Raw genomic sequence first — 21363 nt, forward strand, 5'->3', positions numbered from 1 at the left:
CTTTAATACTAAACAGTAACGAGAACGTCGATGGATCAAGCGGAATTTAGACTCAGATTTAATCTGCACCCGTTAGCGCGGCAAGATCCGGCGGCCTTCCCTCACCTTGGATTACGCAAAGCCGCAGTGTTGATCCCACTGCTGGAGATTAACGGTGAGCTGAATCTAATTTTGACCCAAAGACCTATGCATCTGCGCGCCCATCCGGGGCAGATCAGTTTCCCTGGCGGTAAAATTGAGCCCTATGATATTGATGCGATTGCGGCCGCGTTAAGGGAAGCAGAAGAGGAAATTGGACTCTCAAGGCATAACGTCGACGTGGTGGGCACGTTTCCAGCCCACAATACCTTCACAGGGTTTGAAATCACTCCTGTGATAGGCATTATCAAGCAGGCATTTGATTTAAAACTCGATCCCGGTGAGGTAGCCGATTGCTTTACCGTGCCATTAAGCTTTTTTATTGAACCGAATAATCGCCACCAAAAACGCTTTTTACGCCAAGGGCGCTATTACAGCGTGCATTTTATTCCCTATCAACAACGGTTTATCTGGGGTGCGACTGCGGCCATTATCGACCATCTGTGCCGCCAGTTAAGCATTCCTGCCGATATTCTCTGACTTCATTTGCCATAGCGAAACCGCCACAAGCCAACAGGCTAGCTTAAACCACCAAATGAATATACAAACCAGCGACAATCGAGGTTAACAGCAACATGGGAATATTAAACCAATAGCCCATGCGACTATGTTGGGCGACATAAAAATTAAACGCTAAACTGACCAAACTAATGCCGCCACAGGCCCAAATCAAATACTGCAATAATTGGGTTTCATGTGGATCCCAATGGACTCTAAATGTCGCGCCACGGGTCAAATAGGCCCCAACTTCACGGTCTGGCCTTGCATCACTAAACACTAATAGCGCATAGACGGCTATTGCCCAGCCTAAAATGGATAAGGTCGCAAGGATAATTTGAAATATTCTAGTCTTGCTCATACCGCCTCCCGCCGTTTAACTCACTATATCGCTCAATATCGATATTATTAACCTCAGGATACCTTTTTCAGCTTGAGAAAAGCCACCAGCAAGGTAATATAAACCTCCAAAATTTTCATATAAAACGTTTCGTTGGAGAATTAAGCAACAATGAGCATCGCATCTGTCGCATCTGTATTTAAAGGTGAGCACGCCGTCGGTTCTAAAGTCACAGTGCGTGGCTGGGTCAGAACCCGTCGTGACTCTAAAGCCGGCATCTCTTTTTTAGCTGTTTATGACGGCTCATGCTTTAATCCTATCCAAGGCGTCGTGCCCAATAGCTTAGATAATTACGACAACGAAGTGTTAAAGCTGACTGCGGGTTGTTCTGTTGTGATGACAGGCGACGTGGTGGAATCTCCAGGCGCAGGCCAAGCATTTGAACTGCAAGTGACTGAACTTGAAGTTGCTGGCTGGGTTGATGATCCAGACACTTACCCAATGGCCGCTAAGCGTCACTCGATTGAACATTTACGCGAATTAGCGCACTTACGCCCACGCACTAACATTATTGGTGCCGTTGCCCGCGTGCGTAACTGTTTATCCCAAGCGATTCACCGCTTCTACCACGAAGAAGGCTTTATTTGGGTATCTACCCCACTGATTACTGCATCAGATTGTGAAGGTGCCGGTGAGATGTTCCGCGTATCGACCTTAGATATGGAAAACCTGCCGCGTACTGAAGCAGGTAAAGTCGATTACGATAAAGATTTCTTCGGTAAAGAAGCTTTCCTAACCGTATCTGGTCAGTTGAACGCTGAAACCTACGCCTGTGCACTGTCAAAAGTGTATACCTTTGGCCCGACTTTCCGTGCTGAAAACTCAAACACTAGCCGCCACTTAGCGGAATTCTGGATGGTTGAGCCTGAAGTGGCCTTCGCTAACTTAAACGACATCGCTGGCCTTGCCGAAGCGATGTTGAAATACGCATTCAATGCCGTATTGACTGAGCGTATGGACGATTTAACCTTCTTCGCCCAGCACGTTGATAAGACAGTGATCGACCGTCTGCAATCTTTCGTTTCAAGCGATTTTGCACAAGTGGATTACACAGATGCGGTTGAAATTCTGCAAAACTGTGGCAGAACCTTCGAGTTCCCAGTGTCTTGGGGTATCGACTTATCTTCTGAGCATGAGCGTTACTTAGCCGAAGAACACTTCAAAGCCCCTGTGGTAGTGAAGAACTATCCGAAAGATATCAAAGCCTTCTACATGCGCTTAAACGATGACGGTAAAACCGTTGCCGCGATGGACGTGTTAGCCCCAGGTATCGGTGAAATCATCGGTGGTTCTCAACGTGAAGAGCGTTTAGACGTGCTGGATATGCGTTTAGCTGAAATGGATCTAAACCAAGAAGATTACTGGTGGTACCGTGATATGCGCCGTTATGGCACAGTGCCACACGCAGGTTTTGGTCTAGGGTTTGAGCGTTTAGTGTCTTACGTGACGGGCGTTAACAACATTCGTGATGTTATCCCATTCCCACGTGCACCGCGCACTGCGAACTTCTAATATCCTTTTGATTGGGCGTGTGACTCTTTGGAGTAACAAGCTCAACATTAGAATTAAGCTAAGGCGTCGCTACTGCGCCTTAGCAAAACGAAAAGGAGCTGAATATTCAGCTCCTTTTTTGTTTCTGCGCTTTTGCTAGCATGCTGAGCTAATACTCTGAACTAATACCATGAGTTAGCACCATAAATTATCATCACGACCCAACACTAATGCCTAACACTATTACCTAACATCATAAAGCGAAACAGCCACTCATTCGCTTGTTACTTATCCGCTTGATGCAGCGCCTGCGTGATATATTCCGCCACGTGTTTAGCTGCGATTTCATCGATTGAGGTTAACTTGATATGGCGGCGAAATTTGCCACTGCCTTCGAGCACCTTGTGTGGATCGCTAAAGTTTGCGCCCAAGCTAAACTCCAATGACACATGCTGTTTATAGGCAAACACCCCACCAAAAGCGCTCTTCGTGCTAAAGAGTATTCCACCATATTTAACAGTTTCAGTGATATCGAGCGAGGATAAGGCGGCAGTGGCTTTAACGGTTTGGCGCACGCCCTGGACGATTTCAAGCAAGCTCGGGCTCATAAAACCGATGTCTTCTAAGAGTTTTTCAAGTTGTTCATTCATCATCGCCTCCTGCGTAATGGTATTTTCCATAGCGGCCTTTCCATAATGTCGATTGTATCCTGTACAGTGAACTGAATAAAACCCCGTCAGGCTCTCATAAACAAAATCAATCGCTTAAACGTTATCTCAGCATGCCAACTACCAAGTGAAGTCGCAATGCCATGCTGCCATTACAATCAATAAAAAGGCCAAGCAGGTATGCTTGGCCTTTGGCTGGAGATATCTAACTAACCTTAAATAACACTAAGCTACATCAAGTAACACGAGCCTAAGTCACGCTAAACCACACGAAGTCACACTCTGTTTAAGATTAAAAGCCCTTCACACCTGCCATATCGGGGAGATGGTGAGCAATCCCCTTGTGGCAATCGATACAGGTCTTTTCGCCGCTCGCCAGTGACGTTGAGTGCATCTGCGCCGCTCTGGGTGATTGGCGGGTAAAGTCCATATACGTAAAGTTATGGCAGTTACGGCACTCGAGCGAGTCATTGGCTTTTAATCTTTCCCATTCATGCTCAGCTAACTCACGCCGTTTACTTTCAAACTTTTCTCGGGTGTTAATCGTGCCGAAAACCTTCCCCCACACTTCCTTAGATGCCTGCATCTTACGGGCGATCTTATCTGTCCAGTTATGTGGTACATGGCAATCTGGGCAGGTTGCCCGCACACCACTGCGGTTAGTGAAATGAATCGTTGTCTGTAACTCTTGATAGACGTTATTTTCCATCTCATGGCAACCGATACAGAAGGCTTCCTTGTTGGTAGCTTCAAGGGCAGTGTTAAAGCCGCCCCAGAAAATCACCCCAGCCACAAAGCCACCTAAGGTCAAAAAACCTAAACTGTAATGCACACTCGGACGATTGAGTACCTGCCAGATTTTTTTCAGTTTATCTAACATGCTAACTCCTAGTGTTTTTTCTGCTCAGTGTTGGTTTTGATCAGATGTTCCATGTCTACAAAGTCGTTTTCGACCAGTAATTTGGCATCTAACTGCGGCACATGGCACTGAGTACAGAAATATCGACGCGGCGATAATTCGGCTAAGAAGTTATTATCCCTGTCCATATAGTGCGTGACACTGACCATAGGCGCTTGGGAATCCCCGATGCGACTGCGAGCATGACAGGCCATACACTTATTCACTTTAAGATCGAGCTGATAGCCGTCAATTTTGTGCGGGATCACGGGTGGCTGCATGGGATAGTTACGCACTTCCTTCACATCGGTATTACGCACGTTTTGCATCGCTGGCGGCGTCGGCTCGACATTGATAGGCGCTTGGCGCAGGGTATCAATTTTATCTTCGGGAATACTGGCGGCAGATACACTTGTCATCATTAATGCGCCAAAGGCCAGTAAACCGATCGCTGAAACTAATTTTAGGGTTTTCATCGTGTTCTCCTTAAACCTTGACGATCTTCACCGCACATTTTTTAAAGTCAGTTTGTTTTGACAAGGGATCTGTCGCATCTAAAGTGACTTTATTAATGAGCTGGCTAGCATCAAACCAAGGCACAAACACTAAGCCCACAGGCGGTTTATTACGGCCACGGGTTTCAACTCGGGTCTTAATTTCACCCCGTCGTGACACCACACGAATTTCGTCACCGCGGCGCAGACCGCGTTTCTTGGCATCTTCGGGATGCATAAAACACACAGCATCAGGGAAAGCACGATAAAGCTCAGGCACACGTTGGGTCATAGAACCCGAATGCCAATGTTCCAGCACTCGGCCCGTCGATAACCAGATATCGTATTCTTCGTCTGGCGACTCGGCGGCGGGCTCATAGGGCAGCGCAAAAATCACCGCACGGCCATCGGGATGACCATAAAACTCAAAGCCCTTACCTGCTTTAACATAAGGATCGCTCCCCTCACGGAAACGCCACTTGGTTTCCTTGCCATCGACCACAGGCCAACGCAGACCATGGGCCTCGTGATAAGCATCAAATGGTGCTAAGTCGTGGCCATGACCGCGTCCAAAGGAGGCGTATTCTTCAAACAGGCCTTTTTGCACATAGAAACCAAAATGTTTAGCTTCATCGTTCAGATACTTAGGATCCGCATCCGTCAATGGGAACTTATCAACATTGCCGTTTTGGTACAGAACTTCGAATAGGGTTTTGCCCTTAAACTCTGGATTAGCGGCTAACACATCTTTTGGCCACACTTCATCTGTGGTGAAACGTTTCGCAAACTCCATCAGCTGCCACAGATCCGAATGCGACTCGCCCGGCGCTTGCACCATTTGATGCCAGAACTGAGTACGGCGCTCGGCATTACCGTAAGCCCCCTCTTTCTCAACCCACATAGCAGTGGGCAAGATCAAATCGGCGGCTTGAGTGGTAACTGTGGGATAAGCATCTGATACCACGATAAAGTTGGCAGGGTTACGGTAACCCGGTAGCCCTTCTTCGTTGATGTTCGGCCCCGCCTGCATATTGTTGTTCACTTGCACCCAATAGCAGTTCAAGTCACCGTCTTTTAGGCGGCGATTTTGCTCGACAGCATGATAACCGGGTTTAGGTGGAATAATGCCGCTTGGAATTTTCCACGTTTCTTCAGCGTGTTTTCTGTGCTCGGGATTGGTCACCACCATGTCCGCAGGTAAACGGTGAGAGAAAGTCCCGACTTCACGGGCCGTGCCACAGGCCGATGGCTGACCTGTCAGCGAGAACGGACTGTTGCCAGGGGTAGAAATCTTACCTGTTAATAAATGGATGTTGTAAATCAGGTTGTTACACCACACACCACGGGTATGTTGGTTAAAGCCCATGGTCCAGAATGACGTCACTTTCGTATTAGGATCAGCATACAGCTTAGCCAATTCGATCAGTTTATCTTCTGGCACGCCAGACAGTTTACTGACTTTCTCGACTGTGTATTCGGCAACAAAGGCTTTGAAGGCTTCAAAATCGATTGGCGTTGAATCCCCCGCCGTTTTGACGTTTTTGGCTTTCTGTTCAAGCGGATGAGTCGGACGTAAACCGTAGCCGATATCAGTCGTGCCTTGGCGGAAATTTACGTGTTTCTTCACGAAATCCCAGTTCACTTTATCGTTTTGAATAATATAGTTAGCAATAAAGTTCAACATGGCTAAATCGGTTTGCGGGGTGAACACTATCGGTAAATCTGCCAGATCGAAGGAGCGATGCTGGAAAGTCGATAACACGGCCACTCTGACATGGGGTTCACTCAAGCGTCTGTCGGTCACTCGGCTCCACAGGATCGGGTGCATTTCGGCCATGTTCGAGCCCCAAAGCACAAACGCATCGGCGGCTTCCATATCGTCATAGCAGCCCATTGGCTCATCGATACCGAAAGTGCGCATAAAACCGACCACGGCCGACGCCATACAATGACGCGCATTAGGGTCGATATTGTTAGAGCCAAAGCCCGCCTTCATCAACTTAACGGCGGCGTAACCTTCCCACACTGTCCATTGGCCCGAACCAAACATGCCCACAGCGGTTGGGCCCTTGGCTTTAATGGTCTCTTTCCATTTTTGCGCCATGATGTCGAAGGCGCTGTCCCAGCTTATCGGCGAAAACTCGCCGTGCTTGTCGTATTTGCCATCGGTCATTCGCAGCATGGGCGTGGTTAAGCGATCGCTGCCATACATGATTTTCGACAGGAAATAACCCTTGATACAGTTAAGGCCACGGTTCACTTCACTGTTGGCATCGCCGTGGGTGGCCACCACTTTGCCGTCGCGAGTGGCGACAGTCACAGAGCAGCCCGTACCACAGAAACGGCATGGAGCCTTGTTCCACTCTAATTTGGTTTGTTCTGAGCTGGTTATCAGGTTACTTGCGCCAGCGGGCAAAGCTAAACCTGCGGCCCCTGCAGCGGCGATCACCGCGTTGGCCTTAATAAAGTCACGTCTGTTCATATTCATTCTTCACCCTCTTCGAGCGTTTCACTCTGGTGGTAAACCATAGTGGCGGATAACACACCCGGAATGGCATTGATCGCTTCTATGCAGTCCATCAAGGCGCGCTGAGTCTCACCTTCGATAACCACGACCAATTTCACTTCGTTGTTGACGGAAAGTTCGGCATTTTCAATGGTCATGATCTCTTGTCTAACATCTGCCATTTTCTGCGGTAAGACCTGCACCACTAAACTGGTGATATGGAGTTCTTTGCTCATCCGACATTCCACTCTTTGTCTAATATTTGATAATAAAGCGATTAACCCGCTCCCGGCGGTCCAGTCAGGATCTGACTAAACCAAATTGCAAAGCCCAAGCCACTGACCAGCAGCACGGACAATAACGGTGCGAGAAATACGGTTAAAAAGATAAAAATTTTCAGTTCTAAGGATTTTTCTTCTGCGGTGCTAGCACTCATGCATCCTCCAAGAGGTGTGTTCCTGCCATTTTTTCGCGCTGGAACAAGCGTCAGCGGCAGGTTTTATGTATATCCGTTGCATCTTTAACTCACTCAAACATCATACCTTTTAGTTGTTAACAAACTGTATACCTCCAAATTGGTAAAGCTGATGATGCTTGATCCAGATCATCAATTTGGCGATAGATTTAACTAGCTCATGGTTTGTAAACGATTTACTAGATTGTAATGAGGTGAATTCGGACAAAGAAGTTATTAAGGTGTGGCTAAAACATGGTCAAAGATCAGTTTTTTAGCAAGGTGAATGTTTAAAATTAGCGCTAAATATCTCCAAAGGAGTAAAGCAAACTGATTAGGGCGTGTTGACGTTTCGAGATTAAATGTTGTTTGCTCAGGTAAGTTAGTGACCGCAAAACGAGAACGACTAAAACCACAAAGTAAAAACGCCGCTAAGTAAGCTTAGCGGCGTAATGAGATAACCAAGAATAACAACTATTGAGTCGTAAATAATAAATTCACTGACCTCATATTTTTATACTTGTTGGATATGATTCAAAATGCGTTTTTCAGATATCGGATAAGCCGTGCCTAACACCTGCGCAAAACAGGAAACACGATACTCTTCAATCATCCAGCGCGCTTCAATTAACGCGGGCGGTGTCGGCTGCGATCGTGGCACTTTCGCCAATTGTGCATTCAATGCTTCCTGCACCTTGTTAATGCTCTGCATATGCAAACGGTCACGAGTCGGATCGACAGGCAACTTCTCGACACGGATTTCAATCGCTTTTAAGTAACGCGCCACATCGACTAAACGATTCCAACCGCAGGATTCAACAAACCCTTTAAAAACTAATTTGTCTAATTGGCTTTGAATATCACTCATAGCAAAAGCGATATCTAAGCTAATTTTGCCCTTGAGACGCTTTTTAATGCTCTGGTATAAGGTCAAAATCTGCTCAACCTTCAGGGCAATTTGCTCTGCGGTCGGGTTGAGTTCTTGGCGGACCCAGTCCTTTGCCTGCTCAAATTGGGTTTGATTACGCACATCGAGGGCTTTTTCATCCAACAATTGCTGCACAGCGGCGGCAATAATGTCATCAATCAAGATTTGCACTTGACCGAAGGGATTGAAATACATCGCCAATTTCGCCTTATTCGGCAAAGCTTGCTGTAAGTGTTTCACCGGTGATGGAATGTTTAGCAGCAATAAGCGTCGCAGACCTTGGCGATGGGCATCTAAGGCTTCAAATTCGTCATCAAATAATTTGATCGCAACACTGTCTTTTTTATCGATCAGCGCCGGAAACGCCCGCACTTGATAATTGCCTTTTTGCTGCTGATATTGCTGCGGCAAATCGCCGAAGGACCACTCAGTTAACGCTTCTTGCTCTATACCTTTATCCGCCACCTGACGAATGGCTTTCGCCACCACGCCCTGCAACTCGGCTTTTAAGGTATCGAGCACCCGACCTTCGGCGACTAAGTTGTGTTTATCGTCTTCGATTTTAAAGTTCATCTGCAAATGCGCGGGCAGTTGCGTTAAATCAAAATCTTCCGGCGATATACGCGTGCCACTCATGCGCAATAATTGCTTGCACATGGCCTCAAGCAAACTGGCACTAAAAGGCACCATGGCCTGCACACAAGCGCGGGCATAGTCAGGCGCGGGCACAAAGTTACGTCGTAAACTCTTAGGCAAAGATTTGATCAGAGCGATGCACTTTTCTTCCCTTAGCCCTGCCACTAGCCAATCAAAATCGCTATCGTCGATTTGATTAAGCAGCGCCACCGGAATGTGAACCGACACGCCGTCATCCGCCGCCGCGGGTTCAAAGTGATAACTTAGCTGAAGGCGCAAATTGCCCTTGTGCCACGTATCGGGGAAATCCAAGGTCGAGATATGGTCGGCATTGCGCTGCATTAACAGTGCTTTGCTGAAATCGAGTAAATCCGGTTGCTCGCGCTTGGCCTTCTTCCACCAGCCAAAAAACAGCTGCGCGTTGTAAATCCCTTCAGGGATCCGCGGCTCGTAAAAATCCACTAACACTTGCTCGTCCACCAAAATATCGCGGCGACGGGATTTATGTTCGAGTGATTCAATGTCTTCGAGCAGCTTTTGGTTAGCGACAAAAAACGCTTCTTGGGTCTGTAACTGCCCTTCTGCCAAAGCGCTGCGGATAAAAATCTCACGCGCTTCAACAGGATCGATGGGGCCGTATTGCACTTTGCGGCGGTGCACAACCGTCAAACCATAAAGCACTTGATTCTCAAGGGCGATAACGCTGCCAGGTTTTGCCTCAAAATGGGGCTCTACATAGCTTTTCTTAATCAAATGCGCCGCTAAGGGCTCTAGCCATTCGGGTTCGATTTTAGCGCAGCAGCGAGCAAATAGACGTGATGTTTCAGTAAGCTCAGCCGCCATAATCCACTTAGGGCCTTTTTTGGCGAGCGGCGAACCGGGAAACACAAAAAACTTACGATTACGCGCACCTAAATACTCGTTATTGTTATCTTTAAAACCAACATGGCTCAACAATCCCGACAACAACGCACGGTGCAAGCTGTCGTAATTGGCGGGTGTATCGTTTAAACGCCACTTTAAATCGTGCACGGCTTGTTTAAGCTGAGTGTATAAGTCCTGCCACTCGCGCACGCGCAAATAGGCTAAATATTCATCGCGGCACTTTTTACGGAACTGGCTAGCAGATAACTCTTTTTGCTGATCTTTTAAGTGCTGCCACAGATTTATCCAACTGACGAAATCGGAACTGGGATCGGCAAAACGGCGATGGGCTTCATCACTGGCTTGCTTCTTCTCCATCGGTCGTTCGCGGGGATCTTGAATCGATAAGCCCGCGGCAATCACTAGCACTTCGTTCAAACAACCTAACTGCTGACTCTCGACCACCATACGCGCCAAACGCGGATCCACAGGAATTTGCGCCAGATTGCGCCCAAGTGGCGTCAACACTAGCTTGCCGTGTTTGCTCTCAACCGCTTGTAATTCTTCGAGCAGCAAGAAACCATCGCGGATATGGCGGGGATCGGGTGGCTCGATAAAGGGGAAACCGGCGATATCACCTAGGCCGATGGCCAGCATCTGCAAAATGACCGAAGCCAAGTTAGTACGCAGAATCTCAGGATCGGTAAACGCCGGACGATTATTAAAATCCGCCTCATCGTACAAACGAATACAGATACCCGGTCCCACACGGCCACAACGGCCTTGGCGCTGATTGGCGCTCGCCTGTGAGATAGGTTCAATCGGTAAGCGTTGCACCTTAGTGCGATAGCAGTAGCGGCTGATACGCGCCGTACCTGGGTCGATAACATAGCGAATGCCCGGCACAGTCAGCGAGGTTTCCGCTACGTTGGTCGCTAGTACAATCCGCCGACCTCTGTGACTACTGAAGACTTTGGACTGCTCGCCATAGGACAAACGCGCGTACAGCGGCAAAATTTCGGTATCGCGGTAATTACGTCGGCTCAATTGCTCGGCCGTATCGCGAATTTCCCGCTCGCCGTTCATAAAGATCAGAATGTCGCCAAGCCCTTCGGCCACCAGCTCATCGACGGCGGCAAAAATGCCTTCGATTTGATCTAAATCAGCATCGCTATCTTGCACTAATGGTCGATAACGGGTTTCGACCGGAAAGGTACGGCCCGACACTTCGATAATCGGCGCATTGTTGAAATGCTTAGAAAAACGCTCAACGTCTATGGTCGCCGACGTGATGATGACTTTAAGATCGGGGCGTCTTTTAAGGATCTGTTTAAGGTAGCCCAGAATAAAATCGATGTTGAGGCTACGCTCGTGGGCCTCATCTATGATGATAGTATCGTATTGATCGAGATTGCGATCTGAGGTCAATTCCGCCAGTAAAATACCGTCGGTCATCAACTTAATATAAGAGTCACTCTTAAGTGCATCGGCAAACCGCACTTTAAAGCCGACCACTTCACCGAGCGGGCTTTGTAATTCTTCTGCGACTCTGCTCGCCACGCTGCGGGCAGCTAAGCGTCTTGGCTGGGTGTGGCCAATCATGCCACGGCAACCTAAGCCGAGTTCTAAACAAATTTTGGGGAGCTGCGTGGTTTTACCCGAGCCCGTTTCACCAGCAATGATCACCACTTGATTGCCCGCAATCGCGCGCGCAATGTCATCGCGCATCAAAGAAACGGGAAGGTTTTCAGGATATTGGATTTTAGGGCGAGCGTTACGGCGCTGCTCAACCTTCTCAAACGCCGCCTGCGCTTGCTCACTCAGCTGGGCTAAGATTTGGGTCTTTTTATCTGAGTCGGCTTCTTTATTGAGCTTAAATAAACGACGACGGATCCTAGACGCATCAGCCTGATAACAAAGATTAAGATAGGCGTTCGATAGCGGATGTTTGTCTGAGTTCAAATCCAAATTCCATTGCTAGCATCAAAAACGGCGATCCTAGCAAGGAAAGTGGCGCAATGGTATTGCTAATTACTCTGCACTCAGGATAAAGGCTGTCAGATTATGTCCACAGCGGCTCAGATTAAACCGGTGAAAGATAGCATTGTTGCATATAGATATTCATCGCTTTGAGCACATTAGTACGATTTATCGTGCCTATCACTTTACCGTGTTCAACCACAGGATAAACCTTAGGTTTAGGCCCGAGCATTTGTTCAGCAAGTTGCAAAATACTGTCATCAGGCCCGACAAACAGCACTTCAGTACGCATACAGTCCTTCACCACTGAGGTCATATCGCAGTGATAGCTACTCTTGATCATCACAGCCAGACAATCCTGCTGGGATAAAAAGCCTACCAAATCGCCCGCCTCATCAACCACAGCGGCGCCCATTTTATTATTATCTAACAGCTTTTCGACCGCGGTCGCCAGCGACATATTCGCGCGCAGTAACACGGGCTGACGATCCATATGGTCACGAATCTTAATTAAGTCCATAGTCTTCCCCTCGAATTAACCCTACGTTTGTAGTCTAGTCAAAATATCGGCAAGGATGTGCGATTTATATCGATTGCGCTTATCTAGTGTGTAAACCGAATGTCAAAAAGCGCTGACAGAATAAAAAGAAACAGCAAACGGATACACAGCACGACGAAATAATTAATGTCTCGTTAAGTGCTAGACGAAGCTGCTGATCCGGCGAACTTGGCGGCGTCTTGTACGGCTTGCAAGTCCTCTTCGATATCAAGCACTTTTTGTGAACGCTTCAGCGCCAATCGACCGTGGTACTCAGCGGCTGCGCGTATTTCCCCGTCATCGCTGGATGCTAACGATTCAAGCGCTTTTTGTAGCCGTACTGCGACTTCCACCACTCCCGCACCGTCTCTAGCTATCGCGGTAAACGCATCATCAAACATGTCCTGCACACAAACGTGAGGAACCTCTACGCGATCACACTCTGGCGCGGGTTTATCATCACCTGCCGCGGGTTCACCCCATAGTGTAAACAGCCGTACCAGTGTGCCTATGATGCAAATGGCCGTACCTGGGTCATTGACCGCGGGTGATAAAGCGCGGCCAGCGATTTCCGACAGTACCACTAGACCAAATCGCGGATCGTCGTCAAAAAGACGGGTATCACCAATCTGGAATGACTCGACAACACAAGTGCAATCCATCTCAGTCTGCTCCGCACCATCGGCACTAATGTATGCCAATGGTCGATTGGGTGTGGCGAACGTACCCGGCAGAGCTGCGATTACGACTCGCACCTCGTTTTTCTCTGCCCAGCGCTGCATCGCAGCAATATTAATGTACTTAACATAACCGACGTTAGCCGCGTACACGGCTCGTCCACGCGCTTGGGGACGCACAGAAACGCCGCCAAGATGTGGGGTATTGCGTCGCCGTGTCAGGGCATCGGCCGCCGCCTTTTCAACTTTCTCAATTGTGGTTGCCATGCGGCCAAGACGAGCGATGCGATCCACCCAACGTACAAAGGTAAAGATCACCATGCCAAAAATAAACGTGGTCAGCAGGGAAAGGATAAACAGACCTGCCGTTTGAAAGTAATCATTTTTGACCGCAGTGAGTGCCACAATACTGAAGATAAATGCCCCAACAAAGGTCGATAGCGCATTCTGGGAGGCATCATCGGCGACAACTAAAATAAATGAACGTGGTGTTGCCGTGTTAGCCGCCGAAGCATAGGCCGAGACCATAGAACCCACGGAAAAAGTGGCGATAACCAGCATGCTGGAAGCCATAACGGATAACAGCGCCTCGATGGAGGCCGATGACACCTTAGGTGCAATCTCAACAAGCTCAGTGCCATCAGCCAATTTTGCGACAAAGGCGACTGCAATCGATAATAGGCAAACAAGCAGTGGTTTAACCCAAAGTCGATGGCGAAACCGATTGAGGAAAACTCTGACGCGGTCGGTTAACACGGTAGAAATCATGTAAATATCCTTTACGCTGAGTGCAACCTCATGCAAACGCGATGAGTTCGCTGGACACAAACTGCAGCTTTTTGACTGTGAGTTAAGTACGGCTTTGCGTTTGATGATTGTACGTCTAATGAAATCAAACAACGCTTTATACGCACATACCATAGACTAATCGTAATAGCTCAAACCTATCAGCTTCTTATCCAGTCTTAAAGCAAAAAACCGTTAGCAAAAAGCGAGTGCCACTTTCGCAGCACTCGCTTTTTAAGGTTTATAAGTGATGTTTCTAAGCAATCTTCTAAACAATCTTGTAAGCAATGTCCGTCTCGAACCAACTGCTTTTACAATTCAAGTTATTGGTCTTGCCAGATCAGCACTTGGGCGGGTTCGCCATTGCTACGGGTAGCGCGGTACATGCCTTCAGTGTTAAATGGCGTGGCGATATTACCGCGCTGATCGACGGCAATCACGCCGCCCGAACCACCTGCGGTGATAAGACGTTGATTGATCACTTCATCGGCGGCTTGAATAATGGATTTCTGCTGGTATTTCACTTTGGCACAAATATCCCCCGCCACTTGGTAACGAATAAAGAACTCACCGTGTCCGGTTGCCGATACGGCGCACACCCCATTTTCAGCATAAGTACCGGCACCAATCACCGGGGAATCTCCAATGCGGCCGAAGCGTTTTGCCGTCATGCCGCCGGTTGAGGTACCAGCAGCTAAGTTGCCATTTTTGTCTAAGGCGACGGCGCCTACGGTACCAAATTTGTAATCGAGATCTTTCATCTCAACATTGGCGACTTGCTCTGATTTAGCCGCAGCTTGCAGTTTTTGCCTAGCATCGAGTAATTGTTGATAACGCTCGTCAGTATCAAAATGACTGTTTGGCACTAAGCTAAAGCCTTGAGTCAAGGCAAATTCTTCTGCACCTGCGCCCGAGAGCATCACATGCTCAGACTTATTCATCACAGCTAAAGCGAGATCAATGGGATTGGCGATATGGCGCACTCCAGCAATTGCGCCAGCATTCATGGTTTTGCCATCCATAATGGACGCATCTAACTCATGCCCGCCGTCATAGGTGTAAACCGCGCCTATGCCGGCATTGAACAGTGGGCTATTTTCGAGAATATTAATGGCTGTTTGCACCGCAACTAAACTGTCACCGCCCTCTTCTAACACTTTTGAGCCTTTATCAACCGCTTCCTTTAACTTATCTTTGTAGGCTTGGCGCTGTTCAGGGGTGAGATTAGCCTTAGAAATCGTGCCAGCGCCGCCGTGGATCGCAATCGCAAACGGTTTGTCATTGGCAAAGGTGTTGTGTGACATAAAAAGTAAACCCGAGATAATTAAACTAAAGGTGGCTAATTTTGTTTTCATTCTTTACATCCCCTTAAAAAGTAGCGTCCTTTGTACCCATTTCATCGTGTAATTTCAATCATCTCCTTGCCTGTTGGTTTTATTCTGGCGACAATGATGCCACATCACAGGGACTATAAAGTGCAGCCATTTTTGCAAATCACCTCACATTATTTTCGTTTTTGCTTATTTCTGAGTCTGATTTCAGTCACATCCGTCGCTGCGGCGGCAGATGAATTTATTAAATTGTCTGTCTCAGGCGTGAATGAAGCTCTGCAACGTAACATAGTTGCGCACTTAGGCACCTTACCCGAGTCCGAGGTGCAGCGCCGTGCCTTTCTGTTTAATGTCGAAGACAATGTCAGCACAGCCTTAGAATCCATGGGTTACTACCATGGTGAAGTGGAAGAAAAACTGACGGAACATGATAAGGGCCCTTGGGAACTGAAACTGGAGATCACTGCTGGCGAACCGACCATAGTGCAATGGGTCGATATTAACTTCAGTGGTGAAATGCTTGATGATCGCGCCTTCGATCAATGGCTGGCTAAGGTCAACTTAAAGCCTGGCGATGTGCTAAACCACGGTGTATATAGCGACGTCAAATCGCAACTGGTCACCTTAGCTTTAGCCCGAGGTTACTTCGATGGTGAATTTACGGAATCACAGATTAAAGTTAACCGCGACATTAATACCGCGCAGGTAAGTTTACATTTCGACTCTGGTAAACGTTATAAATTTGGCCAAGTCAGCTTCGAAGGCCATAGTTTAGAACCTGAAATTTTAGAAGATCTTATCCCTTTTAAGGCAGGTGCTTCATATTCAACCCGCCGTGTGAGCGCGCTGAATCGCCAGTTATTAGATACGGGCTATTTCGCCAATATCAAAGTGATCCCGCAAATCGACGGTGTCGAAGAGAGTCATATTCCTGTGCTGGTCGAATTAACCCCTAAGGCAAGCCACGCCATTGAGCTCGGTTTTGGTGGTGATATTGGTAAGACAGACCAAGCTTTCGACCCAAGGGTGCGCGTCACTTGGCGCACGCCACAAATCAATAAATACGGCCATTCACAGGAAACCAGCCTCGAATGGTCACCGGATAGACCTAAGTTATTAACCACTTATACTATCCCCTTGACACATCCCTTAGATGATCAATTAAAAATCCGCGTCGGTTTACTGCGGGATAAATACGGTGTGACCCAAGTGTATGACGCCGAGAATCGCGATTTTAGTAACACAGGTCAGCTTGAATCGACTAAATACCTTATTGGACTATTGCGCCAACAAAGACTAGAAAATCAGTGGCTAATGAATTATTCACTTGAGGCTATTCGCGAAGAATACACCCAGTCTGATGTCGATTATATGCCGTCGTTTTATCTGGCTGGGATCAACTTTTCGCGAACGACGCGGGGAGATAATTCACTCGATCCTAAGTCTGGTTTCAGACAGATTTACAGCCTAGATTATGCAGATCCCAATTTAGGCTCAGAAACCCGCTTAGCGCGCCTTCAAGCCAAATTTAAATGGATTGATACCTTCTTCGACAATCACAGGATTGTTGCGCGTATCGATTTAGCCGCCAACTTAGCCAACGAGAATGATCTGGCTTCTATCCCGCCTTCGCTGCGCTATTTTGCCGGTGGTGATCAAAGTGTACGGGGTTATGGTTATCAAGAATTGGGTCCCTATTTAGATTATGTCGCAGATGATGGTAAAACCAATCGCGAGGTCATAGGTGGCCGCTATTTAATGGTCGGCAGTTTAGAATATCAATATTATGTAACCCCCACTTGGCGGGTCGGTACCTTTATCGATGCGGGTAACGCCTTCGATAATAATCAATTTGAACCTGTTGTCTCAGTCGGTGGCGGTATCCATTGGATCTCCCCCATTGGCCCAATCAAACTGGATTTAGGGGTTGGATTGAAAGAAACCGATACCATTGAAAGATCATGGCGTATTCACCTGACCATGGGGACAGATCTATGAGCCAGCCCCCAGAGCATAATAAGCCAACAGAGCAAGACGTAATAGACAGCCCTATCACCGAAGTCACTGAAGCCATTGCGACCTCTGTCACCCAATCGGTATCATTCATTCAAAAACTGTGGCGACAGTTCAAACTCTGGACTCGGATTATCATCTATGTGCCATTAGGGCTTTTAGTGTTAATCGCCCTATTACTCGGCACTGAGTTTGGTTCGCGCATCACAGTGGGCTTAGCCGATCAGTTTGTGCCCGATCTTGATCTAACTTACACCTCAGGCTCCATTAATAAAGACTTAGCCCTTTCCCATGCGTCTTGGTCTATGGCTGGCATCAAGGTGCAACTTGAGGATCTGCATTTACTGTGGCAACCCGCCTGTTTACTACAAAAACGTTTATGTGTGAATGGCTTATCTGCGGCCAAAGTCGATGTGACTATTGATACCTTAGCCCTGTCTGCCGACACAAACGAAACCCCGATAGTGCCGCTCGATGAAGCGCCCAACGAGCTGCAATTACCCTTTGATATTGAGTTAGACTCCTCGGAGCTCAAGGCTGTGAATATCCAAGTGGATGAGATGCAATTTACAGCGAATCGCCTTAACGCAGAGGCAAAGTGGTTTGCCGAAGGCTTGTCGGTTAAGCAGCTTTCCAGTGAAGGATTGTTCGTGCTGATCCCCACAGCAACCGATACCGCGCAAACGAGCCAAGCAGCGACAACGACGGCTTCTAACGCCGACATAGCCGCGAGTACGACACCCAACGCAGCGGCCAATGCAACACCTGATCCATCGGCCAACTCGCCGGCAAAAAACAAGCCCGTAAAAGACAATTATGCTGAATGGGCCCTAGCGCACTTGCCACAAGTGTTTATGCCTTTTCCTGTGACGGTTAATGCCCTCACGCTTGATAACACCACGCTGCAAATCGGCGATCGTAAAGATGTCTTTAGCCATGCCGAGCTGCAAGGTCATTTCCGCGAATATCAATTGACCTTAGATCATCTTGCCATCAGCCATACAGATGGCAGCGCGGATATCACAGGCAGTTTAACGCTCGATAACGATTATCCACTCGATTTAGAAGCCAACCTCACCCTTAACCAATTAGCCGAATTACCTGAGCTGACTCACCAAGCGCTAGATATAAAGCTGAGCCAAAGCTTAGGGCAATTGCAGGTAAACGCTGTCGCCAAGGGCGATGCCGACTTCAAGCTAGATGGGCAGATAACGCTTCGCGATCCTAACCTGCCCTACAAGGTAAAACTTGAACAGACACGGCTGCAGTGGCCGCTAAAAAGCCCTCATTACTCAGTCAGTGATGTGGCACTGGAAAGTCAAGGTGATCTCAATCGTCAAGAGGCAAGCCTTAAAGGCCAGCTGACAACGCCGTTTCACAAAGTACTCACCATAGACACTAGCCTTCAGCATCAAGATGCGAAGTTAACCATTAATAATCTTGATGCAACGGGCGCGATTGGTCAGGTCAAGCTCACGGGCGAACTCGATTATCAAAAAGCCATTCGCTGGAACGCCAATCTCTGGCTCAATGACGTAAAACTGCAGGAAGTACAACTACCACAAACGGATACGGCGCAAATAGCAACCAGTCTACCGGACAGTTTGATTTCAGGAAAATTACGCACTCAAGGCTCATTTGCTGATCCTCACTGGCAAGTCTCCCTGAACGACACTGAGCTCACGGGCACTCTGCAAGGTTATCCCTTCGATATCACAGGGGATATCAATGTGAATGATTCCCTGTATGTCAGTGCTAAGGGGCTGAACGCCAAAGTACTGGGCTCGACTCTGGCACTCAAAGGCGAAGCCAACGCCAACTGGGATCTACAGGGTGAGCTGCAAGTACCCGACTTCGGTCTGTGGTTGCCTAAGGCCAGCGGCCAATTGCAGGCGCAAATTAATGTCACAGGGGATGAGAAGCACCCTCAAGTTGAACTCACCGCCCAACTCGCTGAACTGTTTTATCAAAACATTAAACTGCGAGAATCCAACTTAAAGGCCTATTACAAGCCGCTAGAACAACATGAATTTGCTATCTCGCTGAAATCAAAAGCCTTACAGATTGCGGATCAGAATGTAGATACAGTGACGCTTGGGGCGAAAGGCACGATTGACGCTCAAAAGCTGACCCTGAATGCCACGGGCGATCTCGGTCTCGATACCACAGTGAGTAGCCAATACGATGTGAAAAAATCGCGACTACGGCTCGATGTCGAACGTCTAAATCTCAACACCCCCGTTGGCCTATGGCAGCTCGATAACGCCATTAACCTCGCTTGGGATCAAAACAAAAATCAGGGCAGCATCACGCCGTTTTGCCTCATGAATCCGAACAGCCGCATCTGCCTAAACAGCGAGACGACAATCGGCAAAAAAGGCAGCGCGCAGGTGAGCTATTCGGGTAATCCAGGGCAATTACTCGTACCGATATTGCCAACGAATATGCGCTGGGATGGTCCTGCCTCATTGTTAGCTAATTTTGCTTGGGCTGCGGGTCGTAAACCCACTGCCGATGTGAACTTTGATTTTGCCCCTGGCAGTATCATGCTCAAGCGGGATAAGAATCGTGAAGTCACCATTAATTACCAACATCTGTCATTGCTGGCGACCTTAGATGCTAAACGGCTTGCAACAGTATTAAATTTTGAATCTGAAGGCGTGGCCAGTTGGCAGAGTGAGATCAACGTCAATGTCACCCCAGACCGCACGCTCTCAGGTTTTGCCAATATCAAGCAAATCAACTTACAACCACTGGGAGAATTTTTCCCGCAACTCAATACAGTACAAGGCTTGCTGACCAGTCAGCTTAACTTTGCGGGCAATCTAGAGGCGCCAGAAGTATCGGGAAGCATGGCCTTAACGGAGGGCGCCTTAGCCCTGACGGCAAACCCAACACTCATAGACAAAATTGACCTGTCTATGTCGTTCGCGGGTCAACAAGCCCAGCTCAAAGGCCGCTGGATGATGGGTAATGGTTTGGGCAGGGTAAATGGTCAACTGCAATGGCCCCAAGGTCAATTTAGTGGCGAATTAGCCCTCGAAGGCGATAAGCTCGCCGTGATCCAACCGCCACTGGCTATCCTCGATGTTTCACCCGATATCAACTTAAGCTTCAATAGTAAGCAACTGGCAGTAAAAGGAAAAATTGCAGTCCCTTCTGGTAATATTAAAATTGTGCCATTAGCAGAAGGCGGTATCGCCACCTCCGAAGACGTGGTCTTTGACGATTCCATTGCCGCTATGCAACCTAAAACTAGCCCCTATGCCGTCGTGGCCGATCTGAATATCAGTGTAGGCAACGAGCTCAGGATTGATGGCATGGGTCTCAAAGGTAAGCTGCAAGGAACCTTAAAGCTGCAACAACAAGCGTTCCGCCCACCTTTGCTCTTCGGTAATATCAAGGTCAATCAGGGCAGTTACAAATTTATGGGCCAAACCCTGAAGATCCGTACCGGCGAAGTGCAGTTTGTGGGGCCAACGTCAGTGCCAAACTTAAATATTGAGGCAATACGCGAGATTAAGAGTGAAGACTTAGTCGCGGGTGTGCGCGTTACTGGCACTCCCGCCCGCCCTGTGGTGACCCTGTTCTCTAACCCCGCTAAAGAGCAGGCTGAAATCTTGTCTTACATTATTAAAGGCAGTGGTTTTAACAGTGCCAACAATGAGCAAAATAACTCGTTGATGATGGGCGCGGCCTTAGGTTTAGGCTCGCAGGTGGGCGGCGGCGCAATAAATAATATAGGTAATACCGCGACCGGATTAATAGAAGAGTTTGGTTTCTCTAACGTGCAACTCGACACCAACGATGAAGGCCGTGTGGCGATCAGTGGCTTTATCGGCGAGAACTTGATGGTGAAATACGGGGTAGGCGTGTTTAACCCTGGCTATGAGATGACGGTCAGATATTACCTGCTCTCACAGCTTTATCTCGAAACCGTATCGGGTACTTTAGGGCAATCTCTTGATATCTATTACAACTTTAATATCAAGTAGCAAGATTAAGACTCGGGTGGAATGTCGATACATTCTGCCTATCTATGATAAGTCTTTGGCAACAATAA

General features: G+C 48.0%; 15 protein-coding genes. 4 read left to right on the forward strand and 11 right to left on the reverse strand.

What is annotated here, in order from left to right; translation table 11 throughout:
- The first annotated feature begins 30 nt into the window (after window positions 1–30).
- On the forward strand, window positions 31–618 hold the full coding sequence (locus Q4Q57_RS10400; RefSeq protein WP_219233693.1) for a CoA pyrophosphatase: 588 nt from the start codon (window positions 31–33) through the stop codon (window positions 616–618).
- A 43-nt stretch (window positions 619–661) separates the two neighbouring features.
- On the opposite strand, the gene Q4Q57_RS10405 is transcribed toward Q4Q57_RS10400, so the two are convergent.
- A complete protein-coding gene (locus Q4Q57_RS10405; protein ID WP_220775971.1) occupies window positions 662–997 on the reverse strand; it encodes a hypothetical protein in 336 nt (111 codons plus the stop codon).
- Between the two features lie 150 nt (window positions 998–1147).
- Between Q4Q57_RS10405 and asnS the strand changes: the two genes are divergently transcribed.
- Window positions 1148–2548, forward strand: coding sequence for an asparagine--tRNA ligase (gene asnS / locus Q4Q57_RS10410; protein WP_105252305.1), 1401 nt, complete (start codon window positions 1148–1150; stop codon window positions 2546–2548).
- A gap of 263 nt (window positions 2549–2811) precedes the next feature.
- On the opposite strand, the gene Q4Q57_RS10415 is transcribed toward asnS, so the two are convergent.
- The 10 genes from Q4Q57_RS10415 to Q4Q57_RS10460 all read right to left on the reverse strand — a co-directional run bounded on the left by Q4Q57_RS10415 (window position 2812) and on the right by Q4Q57_RS10460 (window position 15311).
- Window positions 2812–3177, reverse strand: a complete 366-nt coding sequence (locus Q4Q57_RS10415; protein ID WP_310795218.1) for a DUF1801 domain-containing protein — start codon at window positions 3175–3177, stop codon at window positions 2812–2814.
- 310 nt (window positions 3178–3487) lie between these two features.
- Window positions 3488–4075, reverse strand: coding sequence for a cytochrome c3 family protein (locus tag Q4Q57_RS10420; protein WP_311890778.1), 588 nt, complete (start codon window positions 4073–4075; stop codon window positions 3488–3490).
- A gap of 8 nt (window positions 4076–4083) precedes the next feature.
- Window positions 4084–4569: a nitrate reductase cytochrome c-type subunit gene (locus Q4Q57_RS10425; RefSeq protein WP_106650358.1), complete on the reverse strand. Its 486-nt coding sequence runs from the start codon at window positions 4567–4569 to the stop codon at window positions 4084–4086.
- A gap of 10 nt (window positions 4570–4579) precedes the next feature.
- Window positions 4580–7069, reverse strand: coding sequence for a nitrate reductase catalytic subunit NapA (gene napA, locus Q4Q57_RS10430; protein WP_311890813.1), 2490 nt, complete (start codon window positions 7067–7069; stop codon window positions 4580–4582).
- 2 nt (window positions 7070–7071) lie between these two features.
- On the reverse strand, window positions 7072–7329 hold the full coding sequence (locus Q4Q57_RS10435; protein WP_006086429.1) for a chaperone NapD: 258 nt from the start codon (window positions 7327–7329) through the stop codon (window positions 7072–7074).
- 41 nt (window positions 7330–7370) lie between these two features.
- Entirely contained in the window at window positions 7371–7529 is a 159-nt protein-coding gene (locus Q4Q57_RS10440) for a nitrate reductase (protein ID WP_028760147.1), read from the reverse strand.
- A 532-nt stretch (window positions 7530–8061) separates the two neighbouring features.
- Window positions 8062–11937: an ATP-dependent RNA helicase HrpA gene (gene hrpA / locus Q4Q57_RS10445; protein ID WP_409438187.1), complete on the reverse strand. Its 3876-nt coding sequence runs from the start codon at window positions 11935–11937 to the stop codon at window positions 8062–8064.
- Window positions 11938–12058: 121 nt separating this feature from the next.
- The gene (locus tag Q4Q57_RS10450) at window positions 12059–12475 is read right to left on the reverse strand and encodes a CBS domain-containing protein (protein WP_106650356.1); all 417 of its coding nucleotides are present in this window, start codon (window positions 12473–12475) and stop codon (window positions 12059–12061) included.
- 173 nt (window positions 12476–12648) lie between these two features.
- Window positions 12649–13938 carry a DUF2254 domain-containing protein gene (locus tag Q4Q57_RS10455; RefSeq protein ID WP_311890780.1) on the reverse strand — a complete coding sequence of 430 codons (1290 nt, stop codon included), beginning with the start codon at window positions 13936–13938 and terminating at the stop codon, window positions 12649–12651.
- 341 nt (window positions 13939–14279) lie between these two features.
- Window positions 14280–15311: an isoaspartyl peptidase/L-asparaginase family protein gene (locus Q4Q57_RS10460; protein WP_006081401.1), complete on the reverse strand. Its 1032-nt coding sequence runs from the start codon at window positions 15309–15311 to the stop codon at window positions 14280–14282.
- A 120-nt stretch (window positions 15312–15431) separates the two neighbouring features.
- On the opposite strand from Q4Q57_RS10460, the gene Q4Q57_RS10465 reads away from it, so the two are divergent.
- A complete protein-coding gene (locus Q4Q57_RS10465; RefSeq protein WP_311890781.1) occupies window positions 15432–17285 on the forward strand; it encodes an autotransporter assembly complex family protein in 1854 nt (617 codons plus the stop codon).
- Window positions 17282–21295 (forward strand): translocation/assembly module TamB domain-containing protein, encoded by a 4014-nt coding sequence (locus tag Q4Q57_RS10470; protein WP_311890782.1) that lies wholly within the window; start codon window positions 17282–17284, stop codon window positions 21293–21295. The genes Q4Q57_RS10465 and Q4Q57_RS10470 overlap by 4 nt, the downstream gene beginning before the upstream one ends.
- Window positions 21296–21363: the final 68 nt, after the last annotated feature.

This window comes from Shewanella sp. SP2S2-6, from assembly GCF_031931965.1.
In the GTDB taxonomy this organism is placed as follows: Bacteria; Pseudomonadota; Gammaproteobacteria; order Enterobacterales; family Shewanellaceae; genus Shewanella; species Shewanella baltica.

What these genes read in the sequence shown, in the direction of transcription:
- Q4Q57_RS10440 (WP_028760147.1), bottom strand. Translation starts at nt 7,529, where the DNA reads ATGAGTGCTAGCACCGCAGAAGAAAAATCCTTAGAACTGAAAATTTTT.
- Q4Q57_RS10405 (WP_220775971.1), bottom strand. Translation starts at nt 997, where the DNA reads ATGAGCAAGACTAGAATATTTCAAATTATCCTTGCGACCTTATCCATT.
- Q4Q57_RS10420 (WP_311890778.1), bottom strand. Translation starts at nt 4,075, where the DNA reads ATGTTAGATAAACTGAAAAAAATCTGGCAGGTACTCAATCGTCCGAGT.
- Q4Q57_RS10425 (WP_106650358.1), bottom strand. Translation starts at nt 4,569, where the DNA reads ATGAAAACCCTAAAATTAGTTTCAGCGATCGGTTTACTGGCCTTTGGC.
- Q4Q57_RS10455 (WP_311890780.1), bottom strand. Translation starts at nt 13,938, where the DNA reads ATGATTTCTACCGTGTTAACCGACCGCGTCAGAGTTTTCCTCAATCGG.
- asnS (WP_105252305.1), top strand. Translation starts at nt 1,148, where the DNA reads ATGAGCATCGCATCTGTCGCATCTGTATTTAAAGGTGAGCACGCCGTC.
- napA (WP_311890813.1), bottom strand. Translation starts at nt 7,069, where the DNA reads ATGAACAGACGTGACTTTATTAAGGCCAACGCGGTGATCGCCGCTGCA.
- Q4Q57_RS10470 (WP_311890782.1), top strand. Translation starts at nt 17,282, where the DNA reads ATGAGCCAGCCCCCAGAGCATAATAAGCCAACAGAGCAAGACGTAATA.
- Q4Q57_RS10400 (WP_219233693.1), top strand. Translation starts at nt 31, where the DNA reads ATGGATCAAGCGGAATTTAGACTCAGATTTAATCTGCACCCGTTAGCG.
- Q4Q57_RS10450 (WP_106650356.1), bottom strand. Translation starts at nt 12,475, where the DNA reads ATGGACTTAATTAAGATTCGTGACCATATGGATCGTCAGCCCGTGTTA.
- Q4Q57_RS10435 (WP_006086429.1), bottom strand. Translation starts at nt 7,329, where the DNA reads ATGAGCAAAGAACTCCATATCACCAGTTTAGTGGTGCAGGTCTTACCG.
- Q4Q57_RS10415 (WP_310795218.1), bottom strand. Translation starts at nt 3,177, where the DNA reads ATGAATGAACAACTTGAAAAACTCTTAGAAGACATCGGTTTTATGAGC.
- Q4Q57_RS10460 (WP_006081401.1), bottom strand. Translation starts at nt 15,311, where the DNA reads ATGAAAACAAAATTAGCCACCTTTAGTTTAATTATCTCGGGTTTACTT.